The organism is Alkalibacterium kapii (assembly GCF_007988865.1).
GTDB classification, from domain to species: domain Bacteria; phylum Bacillota; class Bacilli; order Lactobacillales; family Carnobacteriaceae_A; genus Alkalibacterium; species Alkalibacterium kapii.
The window spans coordinates 1-25,980 of record NZ_BJUY01000016.1; the positions used below are offsets into that span (position 1 = coordinate 1).

Below are 25,980 nucleotides of genomic sequence, written 5' to 3' on the forward strand. Positions count from 1 at the left end.
GGAATTAAAAAATTAACTATACAGTCTTCGAAAATAAAAACATTGCTTTGGGAACCAAACATACTGATGTCTTAGGAGTTATATCGAATGAAATACAATAGAAAAAGTATTATCCTCATACTTATGGTTACTCTTTCAGCAGTAGGCATGAGTATTATAGACGGATATATTCAGCTGCCCTATCTCTACAAATCTATTTTTAAACTCGTTCTGTTTTCTCTTATTCCTATGGGTTATTTCTTTCGGTACAAAGAGGAACACAATCAGCTGAAAAAACTATTTGTTTTCAAGAAGTCAGATTTAAAAAGTGCTTTACTGTTGGGTATAGGCGTTTATATCGTAATCATGCTTGCCTATTTCGTTTTACAGAACTTTATTGATTTATCTTCCATCCGTGATTCGTTGACTACAGGGATAGGAGTCACTGCAGACAATTTCTTGCTGGTTGCTATTTACATCACGTTAGTCAATTCTTTACTGGAAGAATTTTTCTTTCGAGGCTTTGCATTTCTGATTTTGAAAGAAAACACTGGACGTCTCTTTGCTTATGTATTCAGCGCATGCCTCTTTGCTTTATATCATGTCGGGATGACTAGCGGCTGGTTTCATTGGGGTATTTTTTTGTTAGCTATGATCGGGTTGTTTGTAGGCGGGTGCATCTTTAATTATTTAAACGAAAAGTCTGAAAGCATATACCCTTCCTGGCTGGTACATATCTTTGCCAACCTCGCTATTAATACCGTGGGATTTATTTTGTTTGGCTTGATTTAAATAGTTTTTGAAGAAATATTTTTAAGAAGATACGCAAAAATGATCCTCTCGACGAGTTTTTAATGTACTCACCGACAGGATCATTTTTAATTTCATTAAAACTGAGACTAAATTATTTTGTGGCTAGTTCTTTGCTGCAAAATTAATTAACTGACCTTAATAATGCTTTTGAAACTATTCCGGGATATAGTAGTAATGAACATGTTGCTAAATCGTTTTTGAAACTACTTCTGTGCTAAAAAGTAAATAAATTCGTCGCAAAACCATTTTTGAGACCACTTCCGAACTTTTTTGAAAAGGAAATAGTCTCAAAACGTACTTAAACGATGCCCATGAAGTACTCAACAGCGATCGCAACAATAACGACCAGAGCCGATATTATAAACCCGTGTAACATTGGGGCGAAACCAGATTTTTTCATTTCGTTGAAGTTTGTATTGAGCCCGATCGAAGCGAGCGCTGCAATCATTAAAAATTTACTTAGTTCTTTTATGACACTTGTGATATTACTAGGAATAATTCCCAAACTGTTTATAATAGCCATTGCTACGAAACCTAAAATGAACCAGGGGAAAACAGAAGAGATATTAAATTTTTTCTCGACTTGTCCTTCAACTTCGGATAGAGAAGCTTCTTTTTGCTTAAGACGTGCGTTGATGACTCCAAAGCCTAAGACTACAGGAATAATCGCTAACGTACGTGTTAGCTTAACCATCGTAGCAAAATCTCCTGCCGATTCGCTGAAAGCATAACCGGCAGCGACGACGCTTGATGTGTCATTAACGGCAGTACCTGCCCAGAGTCCATATGCCATATCTGATAAACCCAACCAGTTCCCCATGATAGGGAACAAAACGATCATAACGATATCAAATAAAAAGGTGGCCGACATCGCGTAGGCAATATCCCTGTCTTTGGCTTCGATAACCGGCGCAACTGCGGCTATGGCTGATCCGCCACAAATCCCTGTCCCTGCTGAAATAAGATTGGATAGTTTCCAGTTCAAACCAAGAAGCTTACCAATGAAGTAACCCCCGCCAAAACAAGTCAGAAGTGTAAACAGCATCACAACTAGTGAGAGCTTGCCTACATTTAGAATCGTCCCTATACTCAGCGATGAACCGAGCAATATGATAGCTAGTTTCAATATTTTTTTTGAAGTAAATTTCAATCCAGGTGCAAGTGATGCGTTCGGTTTATAAAAACTGTTGATAATGATACCGATGAAAAGGGCAATGACGGATGCACCGATCAGGTGGATGGGAAGTGACTCTTCTATACCTTTTGCTACTGTGGCTATAATTAAAGCAAGCAAAATACCAGGCGCTAATATTTTTGTATCTTTTATTACACTCTTTTTCAACATAAAATCCTCCTATGAATTTCTACTATTGATTCTAGCAATGAAAGTTGATAAAATCTAATAATCAATACTTATTTATCGATAAGCATAACTTATCATAAGGAGACTCGCATGTTAGATTATAGAATATACACATTTTTGAAACTCTGTGATACGATGAATTATCATAGAACAGCAGAACAGCTCCATATGTCTCAACCTGCAGTCACACAACACATTCATTTTCTGGAAGATAAATACAAGACAAAACTTTTTATTTATGATGGTAAGAAGCTTAAGAAAACTACGGAAGCATTGAAACTGGAAACATACGCGCGAGCAGCAATGTACAATGAAGAGGTTTTTAGAAAGGAAATGAAAAATAATGAGCAGATAGAACTACGCATCGGTGCAACGAAAACAATTGGGGAGTACGTCATCACTGAACAAATCAAACAGTATCTAAACAAAGAGAATCATACATTATCCTTGATCATAGATAATACCGAACATCTCCTGCATTTGCTTGAACAGAACAAAATTAATTTTGCTTTAATAGAAGGATTTTTCAACAAAGAAAAATACAATTACAGTTTCTATAAAGAAGAAGACTTTGTGGGTGTATGCAGCAAGGATCACCCTTTTGCAAATAGAAAGATATCACTCGAAGAACTCTTTAAAGAAACACTCATCGTTAGAGAGAAAGGTTCAGGAACAAGAGAAATTTTTCTGCAAATACTCAATCAAAAAAATCATACACTGGAAAGTTTTGAAAAAACAATCAGCATCAGCAGCTTTAAAGTAATCAAGGAACTTATAGCTGCTCAGGGTTATGTAAGCTTTGCATATGAATCGATCGTTAAAAATGATAAAAATTTAGCATCATTTCATATTTCAGCTGAATCGTATAAACGAGAGTTTAATTATGTGTATTTAAAAAATACAAAAGCTATGAATTATATTTCTATGTTTCAAAACGACTTTCATCCATAATTGTCTCAGGGAATGCTCGTTGACCCTAAAAAATATAGTATAATTTTCGACCGAAGCATCTTATGACTGTGTTATACTGAGGCTAAACTGAACGAATCTTTTTTCAAAATCTATTGATGCTTCAGTTTTAGAAAGAAGGTTGAACAAAATGACTGGACACATACTTTTTTGGATGAGCGTTGCCACCTGGTTATTAATGGAAGCATACGTATTTTTTAAATTAAATCGGAATACATATAAGGAGAATACTGAGAAAAACAGCAAGTTACTTATTTTTATGTTTATACTTATGGGTATATTTGGTCCTGTTTTAATAGATCCCTCGATAATCACCTCTTTCTTGCAACCTTTTAATGGATTCAGATATGTCAGCATTCCATTGATCGTATTAGGTATTATTGTCAGGTACAGCGCTATTAGACAGTTGGGCACATCTTTCTCTGTTAATGTCGGTGTCCCAAAAGGTGCAGAACTTAAAAAAGATGGGCTTTATAAATATGTGAGACACCCATCTTACACGGGAGAATTCATCATGTTCCTTGGCGTTGCTGTTGCTATTTTTCATCCAGTGGGTTCGTTTTTTGCCTTCGTTTTTCCCTTGTCTGCTTTTTTATATCGGATTCATATGGAAGAACAAGTTCTGATTGACTCGTTCGGAAAAGACTATATAGATTATCAAAAGCAGACCAAAAAAATAATTCCTTATATTTATTGATTGTAATTGCAATTAAAATAATCGTTCATTAATAATAACAATGTTATGATAGGGTAGTATGTACCAATAAGATTATAAAGGGGACTCTTAGATTGAAATTAATTTCATGGAATATAGATTCATTAAATGCAACTTTGACGAGCGATTCGAATCGGGCAGTGATGTCCAGAGAAGTGATGCATAAGATCATCGCTCATGAGCCAGATGTTATAGCAATCCAGGAAACGAAACTGCCTCGGACCGGTCCAACTAAGAAGCATCAGCAAATCTTGAATGACTTGTTTTTGGATTATGATTACGCCTGGCGTGTTTCAGAAGAACCTGCCAGAAAGAGTTATGCGGGGACGATGTTTATATACAAAAAAAGTTTGGATCCTGCTGTCAGTTATCCAAAAATCGATGCGCCAGATACAATGGATAGTGAAGGACGCATAATGACACTTGAGTTTGACGATTTTATTGTTACTCAAGTCTATACGCCTAACTCTGGTTCAAAACTGGTCAGACTGAACGAACGGCAAGTATGGGATGAAAAATACGCTGCGTATTTAAAAGAATTGGATGCTAGAAAACCAGTACTCGCTACGGGGGATTTTAATGTGGCACACAAAGAAATCGACATTGCTCATCCAGACAGAAATCGCCGCTCTGCCGGATTCACAGATGAAGAACGTCTAGGATTCACAAAACTTTTAGGAAAAGGTTTCGTTGACACGTTCAGACATCTGCACGGCGATGTTACTGGACGCTATTCATGGTGGAATCAGCGCGCTAAAACGAGTAAAGTAAATAATTCAGGCTGGCGCATCGATTACTGGCTGGTTAGCAAAAGTCTCGCTGATAAAGTACAGCAGTCGGATATGCTGGATTCTGGAGCAAGACAGGATCACACACCTTTATTGCTAGAAATTGATTTGGGTGAGGAGTAAAAACTATAGAGAAAACGGTTATAGTAAACCGAAAAGAGCGAAATCACGAACATCAAAAAAATCATGACTTCGCTCTTTCTAATTAACACTTTACCAGTAGAGACCGATCATACCAGCTATTATTCCAATCAAAGCGCCGGCAATAACGTCTCTCGTGAAATGAACACCGCCGACTACTCGCAGAAAAGCCAGTATCAAGCCGGCTATAAATAAAAACAGTCCAAAAGGCTTAGTAATAAAGTAAACGGACGTCGCAATGACAAAGGCAGAAAAGACATGACGACTGGGAAATGACTTTCCTTTCGTCGTTTTTTTTATAATAGGAGGCTTGCCTGTCACTTCATAAGGACGCGGTGCATTGAAATGATTCCGAAACAAACTGACCATAATAAACGACAGAGCGGGTACGAACAGTACTCTCCAGAACCTTGTATCATCCTCGGTCAATAGGACAATAAGAACGATAGGGTAAACGGCATAGATGAGATAAGTAACGACTTTATTTAATTGATTGATTGTTTTTTCATTCATATAGACGTCATCCTAAAAAGATATTTTAATTATAAACAACATTTGTAATGACAGCTTTATGCAAGTTGCTATATTGTGCGGATCATACGACAGAGTTAAATATCCGTAACCGTTATGATGCAACTTAATTCAGGAAAATATTGATATATATCTATGGATATTATATAATTATGAGAACAAGAGCATTAGTTATGCAAGAGACCTTTACGGTATCAAATGAAAATTCCAATTCTGCCAAGTCTATACAAAAAAATACATATTTATACAAATTGTGTACAGCAACATATTCTTATAAAAAATCAGTAAGTTTTTCAAATTCATCCAAGGGATCATGGCTTTCAGAATATATTTTCAGGAACTCAGGTTTAGCGGCCTCGATTGCATCTTTTAAATTAGGGTCGAACTGTGTCCCCATACCTTTTTCTAGACGCCTAAATGCTTCTTTTACAGACAGTTCATTCCGATAAGCTCTTGTTGATGTCATGGCATCGAATGCATCTGCTACAGCCAGTATACGTGCTTCCAGCGGGATTGTCTCTTTTTTTGAACCTGTTGGATAACCACTTCCATCCCATCTTTCATGGTGATAAAGCACGCCATTTTTCAAACCTTTTAATCCCTCAACCTTTTCGACCATTTGTGCACCAAGAGATGTATGTGTTTTTATGATTTCATATTCTTTATTTGTCAATGATGACGACTTTGTCAAAAGGTCTTCAGGCATATTGATTTTTCCTATATCATGTAAAAGGCCGCTTAGTCTTAAATGCTTCAGCTTCCGTTCATGTTGATACTGGGGAAGTTGCCTAGCTAAAGCGACAGCGTATTGGCTGACCCGTTCACTGTGGCCAAATGTATATAAATCTTTTGCTTCCATCGCTACGATAAAGCTTTGTACGACTTGCTCCAAGGTGGTTTCCATGGAATGAATGACAGTGTTGACTTGCTTATTATAAAGCATATTCAATTTTGATAACAGAAGATAACTGAATGTTGCTACAACTATATATAAAAGAATGCGATTGGATATATCTATTGTATCGATAATATAAGATGAATTATCCGGGAAGCCTGTTCGTACAAAGACCATACTCAAAAGACCTAAGCCGGAATAAAATATAGATAAAAAAGGTTTGCCGTAAAGACTGGTAATTATCGGTATCAATAAAAAATAGCTCCAAGCCTCTGAGTAACCTGATCCAAAATACAAACTGATGATAACAAAAACAACAGAAAGTAAAACGATGTGCGTGTTTAATTTTGTTGAAGTGCGATTAAAACGGAATATCAGATAGATGATGGACAGCACTATGAAAATAAGTATCAATACACTGATGTCAGCCCGTGAGAAAGGAAGGTTAAACCAGCGGAAAATAAAGTTCCAGCCGATACTTAAAATGATATAGATCGATGAAATACTTATTATTTGATTATTTAAATTTTTATCATAGTCTTCAATTAATTGCTCCATGAGTTGTTCTTTTTCTTTCAGAGGCTCATTCATAGAATCTATCACCCTAACTTCATATTTGATATTCAATCAAACTATCCTATATGATTTTATCATTATTTTGTATAAATAACCATAATACTCTAATATTAATATGTTACCGCTTTAATGTTTATGAATAATTTTTAAAAGAGGATCAAGGAGCGTGTTATAATGGAAAATGAAAAAGATTACCAATTTAAAAAGGTATCTGGAATTGAAAGTACTCGCGCAGTTGCTTTACATCATGAGCGTTATCAAGAAGTAGGATTTTTGAAAAAGGATGATAAAGATCCATACATAGACCATTCGACATATTTCGTTGTAGAAACTGTTGAGAAAAAAGAAGTAGTTGGAGTCACACGGCTTATTTTTATGCCGTTAGACGAACTTCCTACTATGAAGCATTTTAATATTTTCGAAATTGAAAAATTAAAGTTGGCAGGATTGAAAAAAAATAAGTATGCTGAGATAAGTGCTTTTACTAAGATGCCTAAACATGATGTAGGGCTGGGTCTAATTCGGACTGTTTTAAATTACTCCTTACATAAAGGACTGACTCATTGGGTTTGCTGCATTGATGAGCGTGTTTACCGCTATATGCATCGTATTTTCAAATTCCCTTTTGAAATCATAGGCGAACCAAATGTTTATCTTGGTTCTAAAACAATCCCTTGTGTGTTGAATCTCTCAGAATGTCTGTCTATTTTAAAAGAAAAACGTCGGACATTGTATGATTATTTGATTCAAGATGAAGAAAAAATAATGGAGGTAATTCAATCATGATAAAAGAACAATTCAAACGAAATCTTGGGATCATGTCAGAAAAGGAAATAGAAAAACTTCATGAAACAACGGTCGCTATTGCGGGTTGTGGATGTATTGGAGGATTTTCAGCAGAACTTCTCGCACGTATAGGAGTAGGGAAATTGATTTTAGCTGATCCAGATACGTTTGATTATTCCAATATCAATAGGCAATGTGCAGCAACCCATCTGACTGTCGGTCAGCGAAAAGCGCAAGCGCTTAAAAATCATTTGCTGACGATCAATCCTGATATGGATATCGAATGCTACAATGAAGGGGTAACAGAAGCAAATGTCGAGACCTTTTTAGATGGTGCAGACTATGTCATTGATGCCATCGATTACTTTGCTTTTCCCGATTCCGTTGTTCTTCATAGAGAAGCGCGTAAGAAAAATTTATATATCGCTACTGCAGTTGCTTTAGGATTTGGCACGTCTGTCTTAACCTTCGATCCTAATGGAATGACGCTGGAGAAATATACAGGTATAACAGAAGACATAGCAATCAGTGAACTTAAAGGAAAAACATTTCCACCATCTGCCTATAGCCAAACGCTGCCAGATTATGTCACAGAGGAAAAAATAGCTGGATGGATAGAAAGTCGCTCGATTCCCACAATAAGTGTTGGACAAGCATTAGGACCGGGAGTTTTAGTTTCTAAATTGATTCTTCATTTGTTAGAGAGAAAGACACCGAAAATGGTTCCTGAATATTTCCAGCTTCAATTTGAATAACGGCTTATTTTAAATAAATTCCGCCCCCATACAAACACTGACTGAATGTGTTTGCAGGGGGCTTTTGATTAATTATTTCTAACTAGGCAAGAAATAAAAACTAAATCTAAGCGTAACCAATTTCCGTTTCAAACGTATATAGAGTGAAGGAGGGTAATGATGAAGCCTGATGCCACGGAAGAAGCGTATGAAAGATATCATAAAGAAATATATTTATATGCCTTGAGTCTTTGCCGCGATGAAACCTTGGCAGAGGACTTGGTCAGTGAAACGTTCTATAAGGGATTTATTGCATCGAATCGTTCAGAAGAAAACTTCAAATACTGGCTTTTCAGGGTGTTGAAAAATCATTTTATCGATTTGAAACGCAAGAACCATGAATCTCTGACACTCGACACGCACGATAAATTCATTCCGGATAAGTCTATGAAAGAACCGGCGAAAAACTATATACATAAAGACCGTAATCAACGTCTGTACAAACATTTGATGACATTGGAACCTGAAGTATACAGGGAGATATTGTATCTCTTTTATTATGGAAATCTAAACATCAGAGCTATTTCAAAGACGATCGGGCGGTCAGAAAGTCATACAAAAACCACTCTATATCGGGCACGAAAAAAACTGGGGAAAGCATTAAAGGAGGATCCTTATGAATTTTAAAGACGTGATGAAACGTTATAAAGAAGGAACAGCATCTAAAGAAGAAAAAGAGCTAGTCGAAAAGGAACTTGAGAAATACGCAACGATAGAGGAGTATTATGCGGAAGAACTTCCAGATGAGTTTATGAACAGTAGCGAAACAGATGAAGAAGAAAAGCTGAACACTGGCTCTGAAACGAAGAACATAAACAAGGTGGTTAATCGACGACTGAGAAAAGTGATACTCATTTCTGTATTGACTGTTATTTTACTTTATGTAGGAATATTTTACGGTTTATCAAGTATCGTTGATCAGTTCTACTTTGACCCGACCGAAGTTACACAGTCAGATGAAGAAGATTTCACTGAGACAGATTTCAATTTTGATATGGATGCGCTGATCAGCTTGAATATGCCCGGCTACGTTAATGGCTCATTCACAATCGAAGAATCCAAGGGCTTTGGAGTATATGAGACCGGCTATTTTCTGAAAAATTTATTTACACAAGATGATAAGCTGCATTTAGTAGATATCAAAAGAGGACAGCCTCAGAATTTTTACGGCAATGTCTTTGACAGCATCCCGCGTTTTAGCATTAATAACGGATTCAGCGATGTCTACAGTCCATATCCTGAAGAGGCAAGTGACCACTCAGTTGAAATCAAAGAAAAGTTCAAGCAGCGTTTTAACAACAAGACAGTAGAATATATGGAAGAATTGAATGATTTATCCTACGTTTCCATGACGATCGCTTTTAAAGAAGACTTAACGATGAAGGAATTGTATCAGTTGACGGAAGAACATCCAGAGCTAGACTTCAAATGGGCCGGTGTCCGGACAACAGAGCCAGGCACACGCTGGAGAGACGACCAACCCATGCATTTAATTGGCTTTGTTCCTGATATTAACGCTGAACCAAGTTCAGACATGGAGCCAGATCCCGAGAAGTATCCTCTCTTTAGTTTAAACGATGTTTGGATCGATGCATCAGGAGCCTCTGAAGACTTTTTCCCAGAAGCCTATAAAACGCACTTCACTTCACGGTTAAAGTGGTTAAAAGACCGGGAAGAATTTGTTGAAATATTTGATCACAATGCAGAAAAAACAGAATTTTATACAGATGCACTTAATTATGTTGAAGATAACGGAGTGGAGACATACGGCGTACTCGTATACGGTACTGCTGAGGCCTTTTCTGAAAGTATCGAAGAGATCCCCTATGACAGGCTAGTGATCGATGAAGTGGATTCATCCAAACCGAGTACGGGGATTTATTACGATTAAACATATTACAAGTAAAATTAATAGTGAAAGGTTGGAAAAATAATCCAACCTTTTACTATTTTCATTATCTTTTTAATCATTTCAGCTTAAAAACACACAAAGGATAATTTTAGGACACAGTTTCTTTCAATTCTGTTTTCTTTTCTAAGAAGATTATCAGTAAAGAGAAAACTGTATTAAAATAGATGTACTGAGAAAGAGAAGCTGGAGGAGATATAGATGGATAGTTTTGGATGGGCTTACATCGGATGCGGATCGATTGCACAGACCACTGCCAAAGAATTAATGCAGACAGATGACCAGAAGATTGTCGCAGTCTGGAACAGGACACGGTCAAAAGCTGAAGACTTTGTCGACAAATATGGTGGAGTCGTATACGATTCCGCTGAAGAAGCAATCAATGGCGCGGGTGTTGAAGGGGTCTATGTCAAAGTCAATGGAGACAAGCATGCAGAGTATACAAACTTGGCCATAAAAAATGGCAAGGCTGTATTATGTGAGAAGCCTTTTGCTATGAATAAAATAGTAACAAAAGAAGTCTTTGATTATGCAGAAGCTCAGGATGTATATGTATCTGAAGCGATGTGGACTTGGCACAATGATACCGCGCTGAAAGTCAAGGAATGGGTAAAATCAGGCGTGATCGGTAAACCCATTGCCGTGAATTGCACTTTCGCTGTCCCCTTGCTTGAAGAGTCAAGCAATCCCAGGTTGACAACGGCATCGATGCTTGGCGGTGCCTTGCTGGATTTAGGGGTATATACAGTCAGGTATTGCTACGAATTGTTTGGGTTGCCAGAAACCATTCACTGTGAAGGCGTCGTCAAAAAAGTTGACTACTCGGAAACTATTACCTTCCAATATTCTGATTACAAAGCACACTTGTTTATATCCATGACTGAAGACGCAGGGCACTATTTTGAAATAAAGGGGACACAAGGAACCATTTACGCACCTAATTTTCATGCTGCAAAACATGCCAACTTAAAAGTGGATGGTCGACAGGAAGTTTTTGAAACCAATGATTTACTGTACGCTAAACAATTTATTAATGTGGCTAAAGATATTCGTTTAGGCAGAAAAGAAAGCGAAAAAGTCACAGCTCAAAGCACGATCGACGTTATGGGTCTCCTTGATGAATGCAGAAGACAGATGGAATTAGTGTACCCGGAAGAAAAGAGATCAGATAAAAGGAAATGATATAATGTCATATGTTCTGTGTAACTATAGAAAAACAGACTGCCAATCTGATTAAAGTACTCTTCTGAACAAGAAGAAAGAAGGAGGATATTTTATGTGTACAACAATTGGATTTTCATATAATAATGGATATGTTTTTGGACGAACACTGGAAGTCGGAGCCACTCTTGATAACAAACTATTATTTATTCCCAAAAATATTGATGTAACCAAAACACCTGATAAAACTTACCAGTCCAAATACAGCATATTGGGCTCAGGATTTTTTAATATTCCTTCGTTTGGTGAGGGAATCAATGAAAAAGGGCTGATGGGGTCGAACAATTTATTCCCAGGGTATGCCAGTTTTAGTGATGAACCTATAAAAGGAATGATAAATACCACTACCTCTCAGGCTTTTGATTATCTCTTAACGCGTTGTGCAAATGTAAATGAAGTCAAGAAAGAAGCAGAGAACATCAACCTAGTAAAACAATTAAATGGTGATGAATCGGCCTCCAATCATTTCTTTTTCATGGATGAAAGTGGTGATAAAGTCGTTCTTGAACCAAAATCAGGTAAATTGATTGCATACACTAATCCTTTCGGCGTACTGACTAACGCCCCTGAATTTCACTGGCATCAAACTAATCTGAAAAATTATTTGAACTTGAAATCTGAAAACACGAAGGAAAGTCAATTCAATCAGCAAAAAGTAACTCAAACGGGTGTAGGCACAGGAATGCTTGGTCTTCCTGGGGACTTCACACCGCCGTCTCGTTTTATTCGTGCAGCTTATTACGTTTCAAATACGCCCAAAACTATGGAAAGAAACTCAGCATTGTTACAGGGTTTTCGCATTCTAGCCCATTTTGATATCCCTGAAGGTGCGATCATTTATAATGATAAAAAACAATCGCATCAAACACTATATACTTCTATGATGGATACACACAAACGCTCATTTCATATCAAAAACCGTTCAAATACATATATACACAATTTTTACCTTGAAGACTTCGTCAATGAAAATGAGATTACATTTATTGAACTTAAAAAAACAATGAAACTATGATTTCACTTTTTATCATCAGCTGCTTGTCTGTTTTTGAGAAATATAACAGTGATCTCACACAGCATATCGTTTGAGTCAGTTGATGTAAGCCTCATCGGTAAACTCAAAGCAAGTATCAATTGAATCAGTTGACGTAGTCCTCATATCGGTAAACTCAAGGCAAAAATCAATTGAGTCAGTTGACGTAGCCCTTACATTGGTAAACTCAAAGCAAATATCATTTGAGTCAGCTGAAGTAGCTATCACATCGGTAAACCCAAATCAAAAATCATTTGAGTTAGTTGAAGTAGTCGACACATCAGCAAGGTCACAGCAAGTAACGTCAGAGTTAACTGAAGTAGCTGTCATATCAGCTAACTCACAGGAAATAACCTCTGAGACAGCTGATGTAGTCCTCACATCGGTAAACTCAAAGCATAAATCGACTGAGTCAACAAATATAGATGATAAAAAGGCTTTAAATAAGTAAAATGGTCGATTCCTTCACAACAAGAGTTGACAAATCGATGATTAAAGTTAAAATAGTAAAAGCTAATACCTTAAATACGAATTATAATGAATACTGTTGATTTAATCAGAATATTGTCTTGATAGTGAAAGGATTTAATAAGTTATGAAAGAAAATTTTTGGAAAAGTTTACCGAAACCATTTTTCATTCTGGCGCCAATGGAAGACGTGACGAATGTCGTGTTCAGGCATGTAGTCGCAGAAGCCGGGAGACCTGATGTTTTTTTTACTGAATTTACAAACACGGTAAGTTATTGTCATCCTGAGGGACGAAATAGTGTACGCGGACGTTTGACTTTTACAGAAGACGAACAGCCTCTAGTCGCACATATTTGGGGCGACCAACCTGAGTACTTCCGCGAAATGAGTATCGGCATGGCGGAAGCAGGATTTAAAGGCATTGACATCAATATGGGCTGTCCTGTTCCCAATGTAGCTGGTAAAGGAAAAGGTTCCGGTCTTATTAACCGCCCTGAAGTGGCAGCTGAATTAATCGAAGCAGCGAAAGCCGGTGGACTCCCTGTCAGTGTGAAAACAAGACTAGGTTATACCAAGCTTGACGAATGGCGAGACTGGATCACACATCTATTGAAGCAGGATATTGTAAACCTGTCGATCCACCTGCGTACACGAAAAGAAATGAGCAAATATGATGCCCACTGGGAAATGATTCCAGATATTGTTAAAGTCAGAGACGAGATTGCTCCCGACACATTGATCACTATTAATGGCGATATTCCAGATCGACAAACAGGACTGGAACTTTATGAAAAATATGGGGTAGACGGTATTATGATTGGGCGCGGTGTGTTTACGAATCCATTTGCTTTTGAAGTGGAAGCCAAAGAACACAGCGCCGAAGAAATGCTTGATCTATTAAGACTACACTTGGATCTTTTTGACGAGTATGAATTTTCATCTGAAGTGCAGCAATCGTTTAAACCCCTGCGTCGATTCTTTAAAATTTATGTTCGTGGAATCCGTGGAGCGAGTGGTCTGAGAAGTGCCTTGATGGAAACCAAAACAACGGATGAGGTTCGAGAGTTACTGGATGCATTTGAAAAAGATCTTGAAATAGATACAGATGAAATCATAAGTGTTCCTGTGGATAAATAAATTAGTCGAAAAAGATGTCACTTACATTTAAGTGATGTCTTTTTTGGTTTTAAGTTTAAATTTTGTGAAGGATTTCAATCGATACATTTGTATTTTGTGATAAGCTTGTAAAGTGTATAGAATGACAAATCTAATGGACATTAAAAAGCGGAACTTGTGGTAGAGCATAGATCTTAACTGAAACACATTTAAAAGCAGAGAAGGAGGAGTCTTCATGGGTATTTTCATCGGTGTAGTATTCATACTCGTCGTAATGGTGACAGCTTATGAACGGATGACAGCTGGCAAAGAAGTCGCTAAGCCTGAAAGAAAAGTAAACAAGACTGTTTGGATTTTTATTATTGCACTCATTATAGGATTAATAGGCTGGTATGTATTCGGCTGGGGATTTTGATTTGATATGAGCGGTTATATTTATAACTGAGACCACTTACTAAAATAACCGATAAAGACCTAGCATCAAAAGGCGTATTGAGACTACTTTTTAAAGTAATTGACTAGAAACGAGTACTATATAGATAACTCAGATTAAAATATTTAGATTTTGTGACATTTTCGAGCTTATTAAAAAAATTCAAAAAGGAGAAGATTGTTACATGGTTGATGATCGTTTTTCTATCCGCTTTGCGGAACCTAATGATGTGACACTTATATTGGAATTAATCAAAGAACTTGCGGTATATGAAAAAATGCTGGACGAAGTTGTTGCGACAGAAGATGATATAAGGGAAAATGTGTTTGAGAAAAAAAGGGTCGAAGTGATTATTGGCGAGTATGACAGTGAAGCTGTTGCCTTTGCTCTGTTTTTTTCTAACTTCTCTACCTTCCTTGGTAAACCAGGTCTTTATTTAGAAGATTTATACATAAAACCGGAGATGAGAGGCAAAGGATTAGGCAAAAAACTATTCACGTTCTTAGCTAAGTTGACTCAAGAAAGAGATTTTAAACGCCTTGAATGGATGTGTCTGGACTGGAATGAATCGTCAATTGGCTTCTATAAAAAAATGGGAGCTGTGCCAATGAATGAGTGGACAACATATAGAATGCAGGATGAAGCACTTGAAGAACTGGCTAACCATTATTAAAATTTTAGTGAATCAATACAAGATATTAGGGGTGGAGGGTCTATGAAAGACATATTTCAAACATTAAAACATCATTACGGTTATGATTCCTTCAGACCTGGACAAAAAGAGCTGATCGAAGCCATTTTGAATGGTAAAGATGCACTAGGAGTTATGCCAACGGGTGGTGGAAAATCTGTATGCTACCAGATTCCTGCAATCATTATGGATGGATTGACCTTAGTTGTATCTCCCTTGATTTCGTTGATGAAAGATCAAGTGGATGCTCTACAGACGATGGGCATCAAAGCTGCTTATTTAAATAGTCAGCTCTCTTATACTGACCAGCGCGTAATTATGGAAGAAGCTAAAAGAGGAGAACTGGACTTACTATACGTCTCACCAGAGAGGCTTGGAAATCATCAATTCATGTCTTACGCCAGCAGCTGGAAACTTGACTTGATTGCTGTGGATGAAGCCCATTGTGTGTCTCAGTGGGGGCACGACTTTAGACCGAGTTATCAGCGCATTCCCGAATTAATGGAGGTGCTGCCTACACGACCAGTCTTTGCAGCTTTTACAGCGACCGCAACTAAAACGGTACAGAACGATATGATTGACCAGTTGCATATGAATAATCCTTTCAAGCACATCGCAAGTTTTGATCGGCCGAATTTATATTTTTCAGTCGTCAAGCCTAAAAAGAAAGCCAATCACTTGCTTTCTACCTTAGATAAGAAAGAATCGAGTATTATCTACTGCAATACAAGAAAAACTGTGGACAAAGTATATAAGTTACTGATAAAAAAAGGGTATCCGGCAACTTCTTACCATGCGGGCATTAGTACAGAAGAGAGAAGTCAAAATCAGGAAGCCTTTCTCTATGATAAGAAGCCAATAATGGTTGCAACCAATGCTTTTGGGATGGGTATAGACAAATCGAATGTCAGAAAAGTCATTCATTACAATATGCCACTGGACATGGAAAGTTACTATCAGGAAGCAGGTCGTGCTGGACGAGATGGGGCGCCTTCAGAAGCGATCCTTTTCTACTCAGCTCAAGATATCATTACTAACACGATGCTGATCGAACAAGGGAATTCACCCCATGCACGAAAGAACTTGAACACGATGATCAGTTACTGTAAAACAGGAAACTGTTTAAGAAAAACTATTTTAAAGTATTTTGATCAAGAAGTAGAGTGGAAAAAGTGTGAATACTGCTCAAACTGTGATGGTGAAACGGTTGTTACTGATATCACTGTAGAAAGCCAAAAGATATTATCGTGTATTTATAGGATGCGGCAATCATATGGAGCAGGATTAATAACAGATGTCCTTCGAGGAAAAGACAATAAGCGGATAAAGCAATTAGGATTCGATGAATTAAGTACTTACGGCTTGATGTCTGAATATACAGATGGCGATATCAAGGATATGATAGCGATCATGTTGAGTGAAGGGTACCTGAAGTTGAGTGGTGACAGTTATCCGATCATAAAATTTACACCGCAAACAAACGACTTACTTCAAGCTGAAGCGACATTGTCAATACGAAAAAAATTAAAACAAGAACCAGTCGCAAAACATAAAACCATAGAAAACATTGAAAACATTGAAAACTACGATGAGAAACTGTACGAGGAACTAAGAGTATTACGTAAAGAACTGGCTCAAGAAGATGGGAAACCGCCATTCATGGTCTTTACTGATCGGAGTCTTATCGATATGGCTGCCAAATATCCTTTGACGGAAGAAGGTTTTCTAGATATAAATGGCGTGGGTGACGTTAAACTGCAGGCATATGGAAAAGATTTTCTCACATTGATCAACGAATTTGTCAGTCATCGAGCGCTCGATGTGGAGACGCTGAAGAAAGAAAACATCACTACTGAAGAAGTAGTTAAGCCCGTAAAAAAAACTAAAGCGAGAAATTTCAACAACACAGTAGAAGAAACGGTCACTTATTATAAAGAAGGACAGACGATCGATGAAATAGCTGATTTGAGAAGCTTGTCTCCAGTAACCATAGTGAATCACTTATGTAAGTGGATCGAGCAAGGAGAAGAATTGGATGTATCCAGACTAGTCACTAATGAAGCCGATCAAAAAATCAGAAAAGCGATAGCCAAAGTAGGGACGGATTTTCTGAAGCCAATCAAAGAAGTTCTCGATGATTCAGTAACTTATGATGAAATCAAAATCGTTATCGCAAAAATAAAAGTTGAAGAATCTGAAAGGGCAAGGTTATAAATAAATACAAGGAACACTTTTTAGATGAAAGTTCAAATAATCGACTTTCAATACCTTCGCATGAAAAATCAAAGAACAAATTATTTAATCTGATCAATTATTTTCGCTATACTAAAAATGTAAAGATAAACTGATAAACAAATAAGGAGGAATTGAAATAATGAATCTAACAGACACTTATACGTTACCGAATGGAATCAAAATCCCTGTAATGGGTTATGGTACCTGGCAGGTAACAGATCCAAAAGAAGCTGTAGATGGCGTAGTCAATGCGGTAAAAGAAGGTTACCGTCATATCGATACAGCGCAAATGTACGGTAACGAAGAGTACATTGGTAAAGGAATCAAAGAGTGTGGCGTTCCGCGAGAAGAGTTATTTGTAACGAGCAAGCTGAATAACAGTAATCACGGCTATGAAAAAGCGAAAAAAACAATTCAAGAATCTTTAGATAGATTAGGTTTAGACTATCTAGACCTGTTTTTGATCCACTGGCCGGTCGTCAAAGACAACGGCGGAGACTGGCAGCAGGACAACATCGACACATGGCGAGCGCTTGAGGATATGTATGAAGAAGGAAAGCTTAAAGCCATTGGTGTAAGTAACTTTGGTATCCCTCATTTAGAAAATATAGTGGAAAATTCTCGTATCAAACCAATGGTCAATCAAATAAGACTGCATCCGGGCGTTCTGCAGGAGGATACAGTGGAAATGAGCCGTGATCAAAATATGGTCATTGAAGCATGGTCGCCTCTATCTCCTATGAAATATATGGAAGAAGATACAAAAGTGCAGGCAATGACGAGTGAGTACGGAAAATCGATTGCTCAAATTCTATTGAGATGGAGTCTGCAGCAGGGGTTTGTGGTGTTGACTAAATCCGTACATACGGATCGTATTAAAGAAAACGCTGATATATTCGATTTTGAACTCTCTGACGGAGACATGGCTTATTTAAACAGCCTGAAATTTGAGGACTTAAGCAAGCCGGAAGATCTAAAAGCACGCTGAATTTAAATAGTAATAAAGAACTTGGATTCTAATAAAGGCCTTTAATTGTTCCAATAAGTTAAAAGTGTTTACAAGATCAACAATAATGAAGCAAAACAAGTGGAGTTAAGTAATTTAAAATTAAAACTAAAATAAGGTTGCATTTAAGTACTCATGTGTTATACTGGTTTTAACATATTGTAAGAGACAACAAACGAACTGTGTAATGCATTCCGAATTGGCCTTTACGCAATAATGTAAATAATTTGTGCTGAATGGCACGAGGAGGAATTTTTAAAATGGAAACAGGTACAGTAAAATGGTTTAACGCAGAAAAAGGTTTTGGATTTATCGAACGTGAAGGCGGAGAAGACGTATTCGTACATTTCTCAGCAATCCAGGAAGATGGATTCAAATCTTTAGACGAAGGTCAAACAGTTAACTTCGACATCGAAGAAGGTAACCGTGGACTACAAGCAGCAAACGTTACTAAAGCTTAATTAACTTAAACTTTGTAAGAAAGGCAAGAATGTGATTAATTCATGTTCTTGTCTTTTTAATTTCATTAGATGTTATCTGACGCTTACATACCAATCAACTGTTAAACTTTAAAAAATAGGGTAGTTTTTCAAGAAATTGAATCGACGACCATAAAATTAAGCCCTAATACTTGAAATAATTTGAATAACTATTAAAATATAAATGTTAGACCTAATAGCACCAAAGATTTTTTGATCATGTGAAATAAATACAAAACGACTAAGGAGATATACAATATGAGTGAAAAAAAACAGACCGTTGTCATAGGTGCGGGCCCGGGCGGGTATACTGCGGCTATTCGAGCGGCACAGTTAGGTAAAAAAGTAACGATCATTGAGAAACAATACTTTGGAGGGACATGCTTGAATATTGGATGCATTCCTTCAAAGGCTCTTATAACAGCAGCACACCGTTTTCATGACGCAACTCATTCTGATACGTTCGGGATCACTGTAGATGATGTGAAAGTTGACTTGGACAAAACGCAGGACTGGAAAAACAATAAAGTCGTAAAAACACTGACTAATGGGGTTAAAGGTTTACTTAAAAAGAACAAAGTAGAGATTATAATGGGAACAGCTGCTTTTAAAGATGAAAAATCACTGACTGTTGAAACAGATAAAGGATCGATGGAGATTGAATTTGATGAAGTGATACTTGCGACAGGGACCAACCGTCTAGAACTGGAAGAAGTACCATTTGGTGACCGTGTTCTTGATACCACCGGAGGACTTAATATCAAAAAAGCGCCTCAGTCAATTATCATTATTGGAGGCGGCTATGTCGGCTCTCAACTTGCGGCAGCCTATAGTAATTTTGGTGTGCATGTAACGATCATTGAAAAAGAATCACATATGATGCCGTTTTTCGATAAAGATATGTCTAAGATCGTTGAGCAGAACTATCGTCATAAAGGCATGGATATTATTACCGATGCGGATATCAAGAGTTCCAAAACTACTGATAAAGATATTACGGTGACCTATGTAAAAGATGGAGAAGAAAAGACAGTCACAGCAGAAGTCGCGCTTGTATCGATCGGCAGAAAACCAAATACAGATAAGCTTAATCTGGAAGCTGCCGGAGTCGAATTGACAAGTGAAGGGTTTGTTGCAGTGTCAGACAACAAACAGACCACAGCTGAAGGCATTTATGCTATTGGTGATATTGTACCTGGAGTGACCTTAGCGAATAAAGCTTCTCACGAAGGAAAGCTAGTGGCGGGTATCATCGCCGGAGAAAATGTGGATACAAGTTATAAGCAGATCCCTATTTCTGTCTACACTGAACCCGCACTGTCAACAGCAGGGGTTTCGCTTGCTGAAGCAAAGGCTTCAAATGGTAAATATAAAGTAAGTAAGTTTTCTCTGGCAGGTAACGGTAGAGCTTTGTCACTCAATGAGACACAAGGTTTCGTTCGAATGATTACTGAACCTGAAAACCATAATACAATCGTTGGCGCTCAAATCGTTGGCGCGGGTGCAGCGGACATTATTCATGAATTGAGTTTGGCTATAGAACAGGAGATGAATGCGGAGGATATTTCACTGACTATTCACAGCCATCCTTCACTGGCGGAAACAATTATGGATACCGCTGAACTCGCATTAGATATGCCGATTCATATTTAAAAATATAAATAAGTAGCAGCCTGCAAGAATGTTCTTAGAAGAGCGTATCCTGCAGGCTGTTTTTGTATGAGCTAAAAGAATTTGAACGGGGACAAGAATTGTTAAAAAGATTAATTATTCATTTAAATCATGTTATAAGAATTATTATACATTTAAAAAGCTTTTTATGTATTAAATGATAATAAAATTGAATTTATTTTATCTGTGTGTTATTCTTTAACTCGAATACATTGGAGGTCAACACATGATAAATAAATTGAAGTTTGTGCTTTTGTCACTTTTTGGGTTTGTGTTTTTTCTAGTTCCTTTTACTATTGGAGGAGAAAGTAAAATCATGCTTTCTCATATTACCGATTTTGTCAAAAATAATATACTAGAAGAATTTCTTACCTTTACTGCAGCAAGTGCGTGGATCGTATTGATCGGCACTGTCGTCTTTATATTTTATACATCAAAAAGTAAAACACTGAATAATATGTTCAAAGCCTCAGTATTGAACGTCATATTTAGAATTACTGGTTCATTCCTTTACTTGATGGTGCTTAATGGATGGTTCAAACGTTTTGACTTTTCAAGCGTCATACTTGATCCAAATACTGGAGGACTCATGGCAGGTGCGGAAGGTTTATTGACTACGCTTTACATAACCTTTTTTGTTGGAATCCTGGCACTTCCTTTACTTACTCACTTTGGGATCGTTGAGTTTATAGGTGTCTTGCTTGGACCCGTAGTCGAAAAATTATTCAGGGTTCCCGGTTATTCGATGATCGATGCGATTGCTTCTTTTGTAGGAGATGGGACGATAGGGATCGTAGTTACGGATAGTCAGTATCAAAGAGGCTATTATAACAGGAGAGAAGCTTATATCATTGCAACAAGTTTTTCGGTTGTGGGCATTGCATTTGCAGCAGCAGTAGCTGAAGAATTGGGATTTGGAAGTATTTTTCCTATATTTTACGGTACAATATTATTTGCAACTCTGATTATTGCCTTTATAACCGCTCGTCTGCCGCTCAAGAAATTCAAGCCGACCTATTATGAAGGGAAAAAGCCTAAGACAGTAGATGTACCTGAAGATGAAACAGTAGTAGAATATGCGTATGATTCAGCTGTTGAACAAGCTAAGGACACAAAAGTATCACGTGCGTTTATTGAAGCACTGAAAAATATTATTCATATCTATATCGGTTTTTTGCCTATTATTATGGCAGTAGGAACGATTTCACTCATCATTGCAGAGTACACACCGTTTTTTGATATCATAAGCGCACCTCTCGTCCCTTTGTATGAACTCTTAGGGTATAGTAGTGATATTGCGGCACAGATGGCACCAGCATCGGTTGCCGGCTTTGCAGACATGTATTTGCCCGCTTTATTTATAAAAGGCGCTGCCAGTGAAGCTGCTCGTTTCTTTATCGGCGTACTAGCCTTTACACAACTAGTCTTTATGTCAGAAACCGGCATGATTCTGGTAGAAACAAAAATGGGACTAAATTTTTGGGATGTCATCAAAGTGTTTTTGTTTAGAACGATTATTTCTATCCCAATCCTATACGTCATTACAAATCTTTTAGCCACGCTAAATGTTTTGTCATTTTAATTGACTGTAAATAGAACCATATTAAATAAAAGGCGGACGGTTTTTTAAACCACCCGCCTTTTATTTAATTATAAATCGTAAGAAGATAAATAAGTCTTGTACTCAGCAATCAGTTTTTTGAAGTTACTTATACCACTGATCAGTTTTTCGATTTCTTCAGAATAACTGGAGATATTCGAACTGACTTCTTCTGTTGAAGCCGAATTTTCTACAGCAATAGCTGATAAGGACTCAATCGTTAAAAAGAGACCGCCGATTTTTTCTGATTGATCCTGTAATGTTTCGACGGAATCAAGCATTTTTTCTGCAATGTTTTCTATCTTTGTATAGGAGTGTTCTGTTTGGTTGATTGCTTGTTTGATCGAATGACTTTCCTGGTTGATTACATCATATTGATTAGTGAGGTTATCGACCATTGTATCTACATCAGTTAAAAAACTGAAAATATTATCTTTGATTTTATTCGCCGCTGTTTCAGACTGATTGGCCAATTTACCTACTTCCGCAGCTATAACAGAAAAACCTTTACCTTTTTCTCCAGCTTGAGCAGCTTCAATTGATGCATTTAAGGCCAGCAAGTTTGTCTGGTAAGCAATGTTTGTAACGAAGGTAGCAATTTCTTCTATTTCAGACCCTTTGCTTTTAAGCTCAATACTTTCGTTTTTAACATTCTCAAATTGTATCAAGAGTGATGAAAGACTATCGACTGTTCCGTTAAGAGCCTTAAAAGACGACTGTATCGTTTTTAAGGCTCCTTCAAGTTCATCTTTCCAGTGTCTAATTCTTTAGTAATAATAATTTTTTTCTGTTAACGCTTTTAATTCCTGGTCGATATCTTTTATCGGAGCGTTTAGAATCTTGAAACCCCCATAAAATGAGATTACTGTGAGTGGCGTCGAGGTAGACTTAATCAGCTTGCATTCACGTTCGTTAGAATTTATTTAAAAATCTTATAGCTAAAGGGAACAGATAGCTTGCTGGCGGGATGAATTTATTGACAAATGAACTTGGTATGATAGACTTATTTTAAACTGAAATGCTTTACATACGGAGGAATGACGTTGATAATAGCAATTATAACTCTTATTGTTTTGATTCTTTTAAATGGCTTTTTTGCCGCTTCTGAACTTGCTTTTGTCAACTTGAACGATAACAAAGTGAAACGCAGAGCAGATAACGGAGACAAAAAGGCTCAAAAATTATATAAACTTATTTCTAAACCCAGTCTATTTTTGAGTACGATCCAAATTGGGATCACTCTTGCCGGTTTTCTGTCGAGTGCTTTTGCTGCTGATTTTTTTGCCGGACCTATGGCAAACTTTCTATTTGATTTAGGTGTGCCGATTTCTTTGGGTGCATTGAACTCTATATCTGTCGTTGTTATTACAATCGTGTTATCCTACTTCACTTTAGTATTCGGCGAACTTGTTCCTAAACAGCTTGCCATGCAAAAGGCTGAAATGATTGCGAATGTTGCTGTTGGACCTGTTTCTTTACTGGCAAAAGTCAGTGCGCCGATCGTAAAATTTTTAAGTTTTTCCATCCGAGTGATATTTAAGTTGTTCAAAGCTGATCCAAATGCGGAAAACGAGGATGCAACAGAAGAAGACATCAGAATGCTTGTCGATCTGGGAAGAGAGCGGGGAACGATTCATCCTGTTGAGAGGATCATGATCGAAAATATCTTTGAGTTCAATGATACGATGGCTTCTAATATTTTAACGCATCGTACGGATATGATTGCATTGTCCACTGAGATGGACTTGGCCACTGTGCTCGATTATGTAAACAAATACCAGTTCACGCGCTTTCCTGTTTACGAAAATAACATCGATAATATCGTAGGTGTCTTACATGTCAAAGATCTCTTTCAGTACATGAAAAAAGCTGACAGTGAACCATTCTTAATGAAGGATGCGATGAGAGCACCGCATTTCGTACAGGACTCTCAGACAATAGATAAGTTGTTTGCTAAAATGCGTCAGGAAAAAACACATCTGGTCATTGTACTAGATGAATTTGGCGGGACCCAGGGAATGATTACAATCGAAGATGTCATTGAAGAAATTGTTGGAGAAATTACCAGTGAAAGTATAGAGCCTGATGTATCTGATGATGAAATCACTCAAATATCTGATAATCAGTACAAAGTTATCGGGACTTATCGTTTACGTGATCTGGAGCACATTTTAGATGTCAGCTTCCCTACAGATGATTTTGATACGGTAAGAGGTTTTTTGATTAATGAACTGGGACACGTACCAACTGAAAACCAGCCTGAAAAGGTGGAATACAAAAACTTGACCTTCCTTGTTGAAGGGCTTAATGATAAACCTGTTGAAACGGTTCTTATTACTATAAATAACGAAGCAAGGGAGAAAGAGACTAAGGAAAAGAAGTGAGTCTTTGCCGGCATCTTTTTTAAAGGAAAAATGAAATGGAGGACAGTGAAATATGGATGGAACCAAGCGATCAGATATTGAACCAGGTAAAAAAGTAACAGTTGTACAAAAGCAGGACCAGCGTTCAGGTAAACTGACTGAAGGAGTAGTCAAAGACATTTTAACAAATTCAAAGTCTCACCCTCATGGTATAAAAGTAAGATTAGAAAGCGGTATTGTTGGGCGGGTCAAAAAAGTTATTAATTAAACATTATGAAAAAGTATCTGTTGTCAGGAAACAGATGCTTTTTTTAGTATATAATTAGTGTCTACTGTCAAAAATAAATTAAATCAGGAGAAATATATGACCATACATTATGAAGTAACAGAAGAGGATTACATGAATTTTAATTTGCATTATATAGAAGATTCATCCTCCCAAAAAAAGAAATACTGGACTTTACGTATTTTGATTCCACTGATGTTTGCCAGTTTAATGTTTTTTATGGGGACGCTGCTTTTTAAACAGCCGATAATATACTGGCTTATAGCCTCTTTAGGTGTTTTAGGATTATGGATACTTTATTTTCCGCAGCAGTATAGGAATGTCATAAAAAAACAAAGAGGAAAACGTCAAACAAAAGAGGCTGACAATGGCATGCTCGGTGAAAAAAGTTTGACGATCGGTGAAAACACACTAACTGTGACAGCAAAAAGCTATCAAACAATAGTAAATTTAGAAGATATCAATTCAATTGAGCAGTACAGCGATATGATCATCATTTATTATAGCCGTCATTTCGTCATAATCATTCCTACCAGATATTTAACATGGGAAGAAAAAATAATCATTTCATCTTTAAATTGACGGTTCAAGACTCTGAAGGTAACTTTATGGCTTATTATTTCACTATTTGTAGATATGAGGCGTATACTAAAATATAGGATCAGAGATCAAATAAAACACTACTCAAATGGGTTTATTTAAAAAACAAATAGTCTCTATGGATTTGATTATTTATTTAAACAGGAGTATTATTTTTGTAGTCTTAAAATACACAGATGAGAGGGAGGATACAATGGTGAATTCTGTCATCGATCAGCTTTTTAAAATCGAACAAGCAGCAAAAGATATGCAAAGCAGTATTGATAAAAAAAAAGATAACTTAAGAAAAAAGTATCAAGAAAAAGAAAAAGCGTTTGATAGAGAAATCGATCAGGAAACGCAGCAACAGCTTAAAGAAATCCAGGAAAACCTGAATCAAAAAAATGCTGAAAATAGAAAAGAACAAAACAGACTTTATGAAGCGGAAATCGAACATCTTGAAAAAGATTATCGTCAGAAAAAAGAAGATATTGTAAAAGAAATCGTGGGACATATTCTAAAAGAGCGTGGTGACTGAC

26 protein-coding genes are annotated in these 25,980 nt (G+C 37.0%); 22 read left to right on the forward strand and 4 right to left on the reverse strand.

Going from position 1 to position 25,980, the window contains the following annotated elements:
- The first annotated feature begins 87 nt into the window (after positions 1 to 87).
- The gene (locus AKA01nite_RS06285; RefSeq protein ID WP_146924473.1) at positions 88 to 771 is read left to right on the forward strand and encodes a CPBP family intramembrane glutamic endopeptidase; all 684 of its coding nucleotides are present in this window, start codon (positions 88 to 90) and stop codon (positions 769 to 771) included.
- Positions 772 to 1,090: 319 nt separating this feature from the next.
- On the opposite strand, the gene AKA01nite_RS06290 is transcribed toward AKA01nite_RS06285, so the two are convergent.
- Complete coding sequence (locus AKA01nite_RS06290; protein WP_146924475.1) at positions 1,091 to 2,137, reverse strand: YeiH family protein; 1,047 nt, start codon at positions 2,135 to 2,137, stop codon at positions 1,091 to 1,093.
- 108 nt (positions 2,138 to 2,245) lie between these two features.
- On the opposite strand from AKA01nite_RS06290, the gene AKA01nite_RS06295 reads away from it, so the two are divergent.
- The 3 genes from AKA01nite_RS06295 to AKA01nite_RS06305 all read left to right on the forward strand — a co-directional run bounded on the left by AKA01nite_RS06295 (position 2,246) and on the right by AKA01nite_RS06305 (position 4,750).
- Positions 2,246 to 3,106 (forward strand): LysR family transcriptional regulator, encoded by an 861-nt coding sequence (locus AKA01nite_RS06295; RefSeq protein ID WP_146924476.1) that lies wholly within the window; start codon positions 2,246 to 2,248, stop codon positions 3,104 to 3,106.
- Between the two features lie 148 nt (positions 3,107 to 3,254).
- Entirely contained in the window at positions 3,255 to 3,821 is a 567-nt protein-coding gene (locus tag AKA01nite_RS06300) for a methyltransferase family protein (RefSeq protein ID WP_146924477.1), read from the forward strand.
- Between the two features lie 92 nt (positions 3,822 to 3,913).
- Positions 3,914 to 4,750: an exodeoxyribonuclease III gene (locus AKA01nite_RS06305; protein ID WP_146924478.1), complete on the forward strand. Its 837-nt coding sequence runs from the start codon at positions 3,914 to 3,916 to the stop codon at positions 4,748 to 4,750.
- Between the two features lie 90 nt (positions 4,751 to 4,840).
- Here AKA01nite_RS06305 and AKA01nite_RS06310 read toward each other — a convergent pair whose 3' ends face one another.
- Both AKA01nite_RS06310 and AKA01nite_RS06315 read right to left on the reverse strand, forming a co-directional pair.
- Positions 4,841 to 5,281: a phosphatase PAP2 family protein gene (locus tag AKA01nite_RS06310; RefSeq protein WP_146924479.1), complete on the reverse strand. Its 441-nt coding sequence runs from the start codon at positions 5,279 to 5,281 to the stop codon at positions 4,841 to 4,843.
- A 289-nt stretch (positions 5,282 to 5,570) separates the two neighbouring features.
- Positions 5,571 to 6,821 (reverse strand): HD-GYP domain-containing protein, encoded by a 1,251-nt coding sequence (locus AKA01nite_RS06315; protein WP_222592491.1) that lies wholly within the window; start codon positions 6,819 to 6,821, stop codon positions 5,571 to 5,573.
- Positions 6,822 to 6,944: 123 nt separating this feature from the next.
- Here AKA01nite_RS06315 and AKA01nite_RS06320 point away from each other — a divergent pair, with 123 nt between their 5' ends.
- The 14 genes from AKA01nite_RS06320 (at position 6,945) to AKA01nite_RS06385 (ending at position 22,195) form a co-directional block, all read left to right on the forward strand.
- Positions 6,945 to 7,556: an N-acyl amino acid synthase FeeM domain-containing protein gene (locus AKA01nite_RS06320; RefSeq protein ID WP_146924481.1), complete on the forward strand. Its 612-nt coding sequence runs from the start codon at positions 6,945 to 6,947 to the stop codon at positions 7,554 to 7,556.
- Entirely contained in the window at positions 7,553 to 8,311 is a 759-nt protein-coding gene (locus AKA01nite_RS06325) for a ThiF family adenylyltransferase (RefSeq protein ID WP_146924482.1), read from the forward strand. The genes AKA01nite_RS06320 and AKA01nite_RS06325 overlap by 4 nt, the downstream gene beginning before the upstream one ends.
- Before the next feature lie 156 nt (positions 8,312 to 8,467).
- On the forward strand, positions 8,468 to 8,977 hold the full coding sequence (locus AKA01nite_RS06330; protein WP_146924483.1) for an RNA polymerase sigma factor: 510 nt from the start codon (positions 8,468 to 8,470) through the stop codon (positions 8,975 to 8,977).
- Entirely contained in the window at positions 8,967 to 10,241 is a 1,275-nt protein-coding gene (locus AKA01nite_RS06335; protein WP_146924484.1) for an anti sigma factor C-terminal domain-containing protein, read from the forward strand. Before AKA01nite_RS06330 ends, AKA01nite_RS06335 begins: the two co-directional genes overlap by 11 nt.
- Before the next feature lie 219 nt (positions 10,242 to 10,460).
- Positions 10,461 to 11,441, forward strand: coding sequence for a Gfo/Idh/MocA family protein (locus AKA01nite_RS06340; RefSeq protein ID WP_146924485.1), 981 nt, complete (start codon positions 10,461 to 10,463; stop codon positions 11,439 to 11,441).
- 94 nt (positions 11,442 to 11,535) lie between these two features.
- Complete coding sequence (locus AKA01nite_RS06345; RefSeq protein ID WP_146924486.1) at positions 11,536 to 12,495, forward strand: linear amide C-N hydrolase; 960 nt, start codon at positions 11,536 to 11,538, stop codon at positions 12,493 to 12,495.
- Positions 12,496 to 13,108: 613 nt separating this feature from the next.
- Positions 13,109 to 14,119, forward strand: coding sequence for a tRNA dihydrouridine synthase (locus tag AKA01nite_RS06350; protein WP_146924487.1), 1,011 nt, complete (start codon positions 13,109 to 13,111; stop codon positions 14,117 to 14,119).
- 214 nt (positions 14,120 to 14,333) lie between these two features.
- Positions 14,334 to 14,513: a hypothetical protein gene (locus AKA01nite_RS06355; RefSeq protein ID WP_146924488.1), complete on the forward strand. Its 180-nt coding sequence runs from the start codon at positions 14,334 to 14,336 to the stop codon at positions 14,511 to 14,513.
- 202 nt (positions 14,514 to 14,715) lie between these two features.
- Positions 14,716 to 15,204, forward strand: a complete 489-nt coding sequence (locus tag AKA01nite_RS06360) for a GNAT family N-acetyltransferase (RefSeq protein ID WP_146924489.1) — start codon at positions 14,716 to 14,718, stop codon at positions 15,202 to 15,204.
- A 42-nt stretch (positions 15,205 to 15,246) separates the two neighbouring features.
- Positions 15,247 to 17,436, forward strand: a complete 2,190-nt coding sequence (gene recQ, locus AKA01nite_RS06365; RefSeq protein WP_146924490.1) for a DNA helicase RecQ — start codon at positions 15,247 to 15,249, stop codon at positions 17,434 to 17,436.
- 160 nt (positions 17,437 to 17,596) lie between these two features.
- A complete protein-coding gene (locus AKA01nite_RS06370; protein ID WP_146924491.1) occupies positions 17,597 to 18,445 on the forward strand; it encodes an aldo/keto reductase in 849 nt (282 codons plus the stop codon).
- A 278-nt stretch (positions 18,446 to 18,723) separates the two neighbouring features.
- A complete protein-coding gene (locus AKA01nite_RS06375) occupies positions 18,724 to 18,924 on the forward strand; it encodes a cold-shock protein (RefSeq protein WP_091487949.1) in 201 nt (66 codons plus the stop codon).
- 276 nt (positions 18,925 to 19,200) lie between these two features.
- Positions 19,201 to 20,595 carry a dihydrolipoyl dehydrogenase gene (lpdA, locus tag AKA01nite_RS06380; RefSeq protein ID WP_146924492.1) on the forward strand — a complete coding sequence of 465 codons (1,395 nt, stop codon included), beginning with the start codon at positions 19,201 to 19,203 and terminating at the stop codon, positions 20,593 to 20,595.
- Between the two features lie 244 nt (positions 20,596 to 20,839).
- Positions 20,840 to 22,195: a YjiH family protein gene (locus AKA01nite_RS06385; protein ID WP_146924493.1), complete on the forward strand. Its 1,356-nt coding sequence runs from the start codon at positions 20,840 to 20,842 to the stop codon at positions 22,193 to 22,195.
- Between the two features lie 68 nt (positions 22,196 to 22,263).
- On the opposite strand, the gene AKA01nite_RS06390 is transcribed toward AKA01nite_RS06385, so the two are convergent.
- Positions 22,264 to 22,881 carry a methyl-accepting chemotaxis protein gene (locus AKA01nite_RS06390; RefSeq protein ID WP_186805122.1) on the reverse strand — a complete coding sequence of 206 codons (618 nt, stop codon included), beginning with the start codon at positions 22,879 to 22,881 and terminating at the stop codon, positions 22,264 to 22,266.
- Between the two features lie 375 nt (positions 22,882 to 23,256).
- Here AKA01nite_RS06390 and AKA01nite_RS06395 point away from each other — a divergent pair, with 375 nt between their 5' ends.
- The 4 genes from AKA01nite_RS06395 to AKA01nite_RS06410 all read left to right on the forward strand — a co-directional run bounded on the left by AKA01nite_RS06395 (position 23,257) and on the right by AKA01nite_RS06410 (position 25,979).
- Entirely contained in the window at positions 23,257 to 24,597 is a 1,341-nt protein-coding gene (locus AKA01nite_RS06395) for a hemolysin family protein (RefSeq protein WP_146924495.1), read from the forward strand.
- A gap of 52 nt (positions 24,598 to 24,649) precedes the next feature.
- A complete protein-coding gene (locus AKA01nite_RS06400) occupies positions 24,650 to 24,844 on the forward strand; it encodes a YwbE family protein (RefSeq protein ID WP_146924496.1) in 195 nt (64 codons plus the stop codon).
- 96 nt (positions 24,845 to 24,940) lie between these two features.
- Entirely contained in the window at positions 24,941 to 25,444 is a 504-nt protein-coding gene (locus tag AKA01nite_RS06405; RefSeq protein ID WP_146924497.1) for a YcxB family protein, read from the forward strand.
- Positions 25,445 to 25,655: 211 nt separating this feature from the next.
- On the forward strand, positions 25,656 to 25,979 hold the full coding sequence (locus AKA01nite_RS06410; RefSeq protein ID WP_146924498.1) for a hypothetical protein: 324 nt from the start codon (positions 25,656 to 25,658) through the stop codon (positions 25,977 to 25,979).
- Position 25,980 lies beyond the last annotated feature (1 nt).

What these genes read in the sequence shown, in the direction of transcription:
- AKA01nite_RS06385 (WP_146924493.1), top strand. Translation starts at nt 20,840, where the DNA reads ATGATAAATAAATTGAAGTTTGTGCTTTTGTCACTTTTTGGGTTTGTG.
- AKA01nite_RS06335 (WP_146924484.1), top strand. Translation starts at nt 8,967, where the DNA reads ATGAATTTTAAAGACGTGATGAAACGTTATAAAGAAGGAACAGCATCT.
- AKA01nite_RS06340 (WP_146924485.1), top strand. Translation starts at nt 10,461, where the DNA reads ATGGATAGTTTTGGATGGGCTTACATCGGATGCGGATCGATTGCACAG.
- AKA01nite_RS06405 (WP_146924497.1), top strand. Translation starts at nt 24,941, where the DNA reads ATGACCATACATTATGAAGTAACAGAAGAGGATTACATGAATTTTAAT.
- AKA01nite_RS06285 (WP_146924473.1), top strand. Translation starts at nt 88, where the DNA reads ATGAAATACAATAGAAAAAGTATTATCCTCATACTTATGGTTACTCTT.
- AKA01nite_RS06370 (WP_146924491.1), top strand. Translation starts at nt 17,597, where the DNA reads ATGAATCTAACAGACACTTATACGTTACCGAATGGAATCAAAATCCCT.
- AKA01nite_RS06295 (WP_146924476.1), top strand. Translation starts at nt 2,246, where the DNA reads ATGTTAGATTATAGAATATACACATTTTTGAAACTCTGTGATACGATG.
- AKA01nite_RS06360 (WP_146924489.1), top strand. Translation starts at nt 14,716, where the DNA reads ATGGTTGATGATCGTTTTTCTATCCGCTTTGCGGAACCTAATGATGTG.
- AKA01nite_RS06375 (WP_091487949.1), top strand. Translation starts at nt 18,724, where the DNA reads ATGGAAACAGGTACAGTAAAATGGTTTAACGCAGAAAAAGGTTTTGGA.
- AKA01nite_RS06350 (WP_146924487.1), top strand. Translation starts at nt 13,109, where the DNA reads ATGAAAGAAAATTTTTGGAAAAGTTTACCGAAACCATTTTTCATTCTG.
- lpdA (WP_146924492.1), top strand. Translation starts at nt 19,201, where the DNA reads ATGAGTGAAAAAAAACAGACCGTTGTCATAGGTGCGGGCCCGGGCGGG.
- AKA01nite_RS06310 (WP_146924479.1), bottom strand. Translation starts at nt 5,281, where the DNA reads ATGAATGAAAAAACAATCAATCAATTAAATAAAGTCGTTACTTATCTC.
- AKA01nite_RS06345 (WP_146924486.1), top strand. Translation starts at nt 11,536, where the DNA reads ATGTGTACAACAATTGGATTTTCATATAATAATGGATATGTTTTTGGA.
- AKA01nite_RS06400 (WP_146924496.1), top strand. Translation starts at nt 24,650, where the DNA reads ATGGATGGAACCAAGCGATCAGATATTGAACCAGGTAAAAAAGTAACA.
- AKA01nite_RS06300 (WP_146924477.1), top strand. Translation starts at nt 3,255, where the DNA reads ATGACTGGACACATACTTTTTTGGATGAGCGTTGCCACCTGGTTATTA.
- AKA01nite_RS06320 (WP_146924481.1), top strand. Translation starts at nt 6,945, where the DNA reads ATGGAAAATGAAAAAGATTACCAATTTAAAAAGGTATCTGGAATTGAA.
- AKA01nite_RS06325 (WP_146924482.1), top strand. Translation starts at nt 7,553, where the DNA reads ATGATAAAAGAACAATTCAAACGAAATCTTGGGATCATGTCAGAAAAG.
- AKA01nite_RS06410 (WP_146924498.1), top strand. Translation starts at nt 25,656, where the DNA reads ATGGTGAATTCTGTCATCGATCAGCTTTTTAAAATCGAACAAGCAGCA.
- AKA01nite_RS06330 (WP_146924483.1), top strand. Translation starts at nt 8,468, where the DNA reads ATGATGAAGCCTGATGCCACGGAAGAAGCGTATGAAAGATATCATAAA.
- recQ (WP_146924490.1), top strand. Translation starts at nt 15,247, where the DNA reads ATGAAAGACATATTTCAAACATTAAAACATCATTACGGTTATGATTCC.
- AKA01nite_RS06290 (WP_146924475.1), bottom strand. Translation starts at nt 2,137, where the DNA reads ATGTTGAAAAAGAGTGTAATAAAAGATACAAAAATATTAGCGCCTGGT.
- AKA01nite_RS06355 (WP_146924488.1), top strand. Translation starts at nt 14,334, where the DNA reads ATGGGTATTTTCATCGGTGTAGTATTCATACTCGTCGTAATGGTGACA.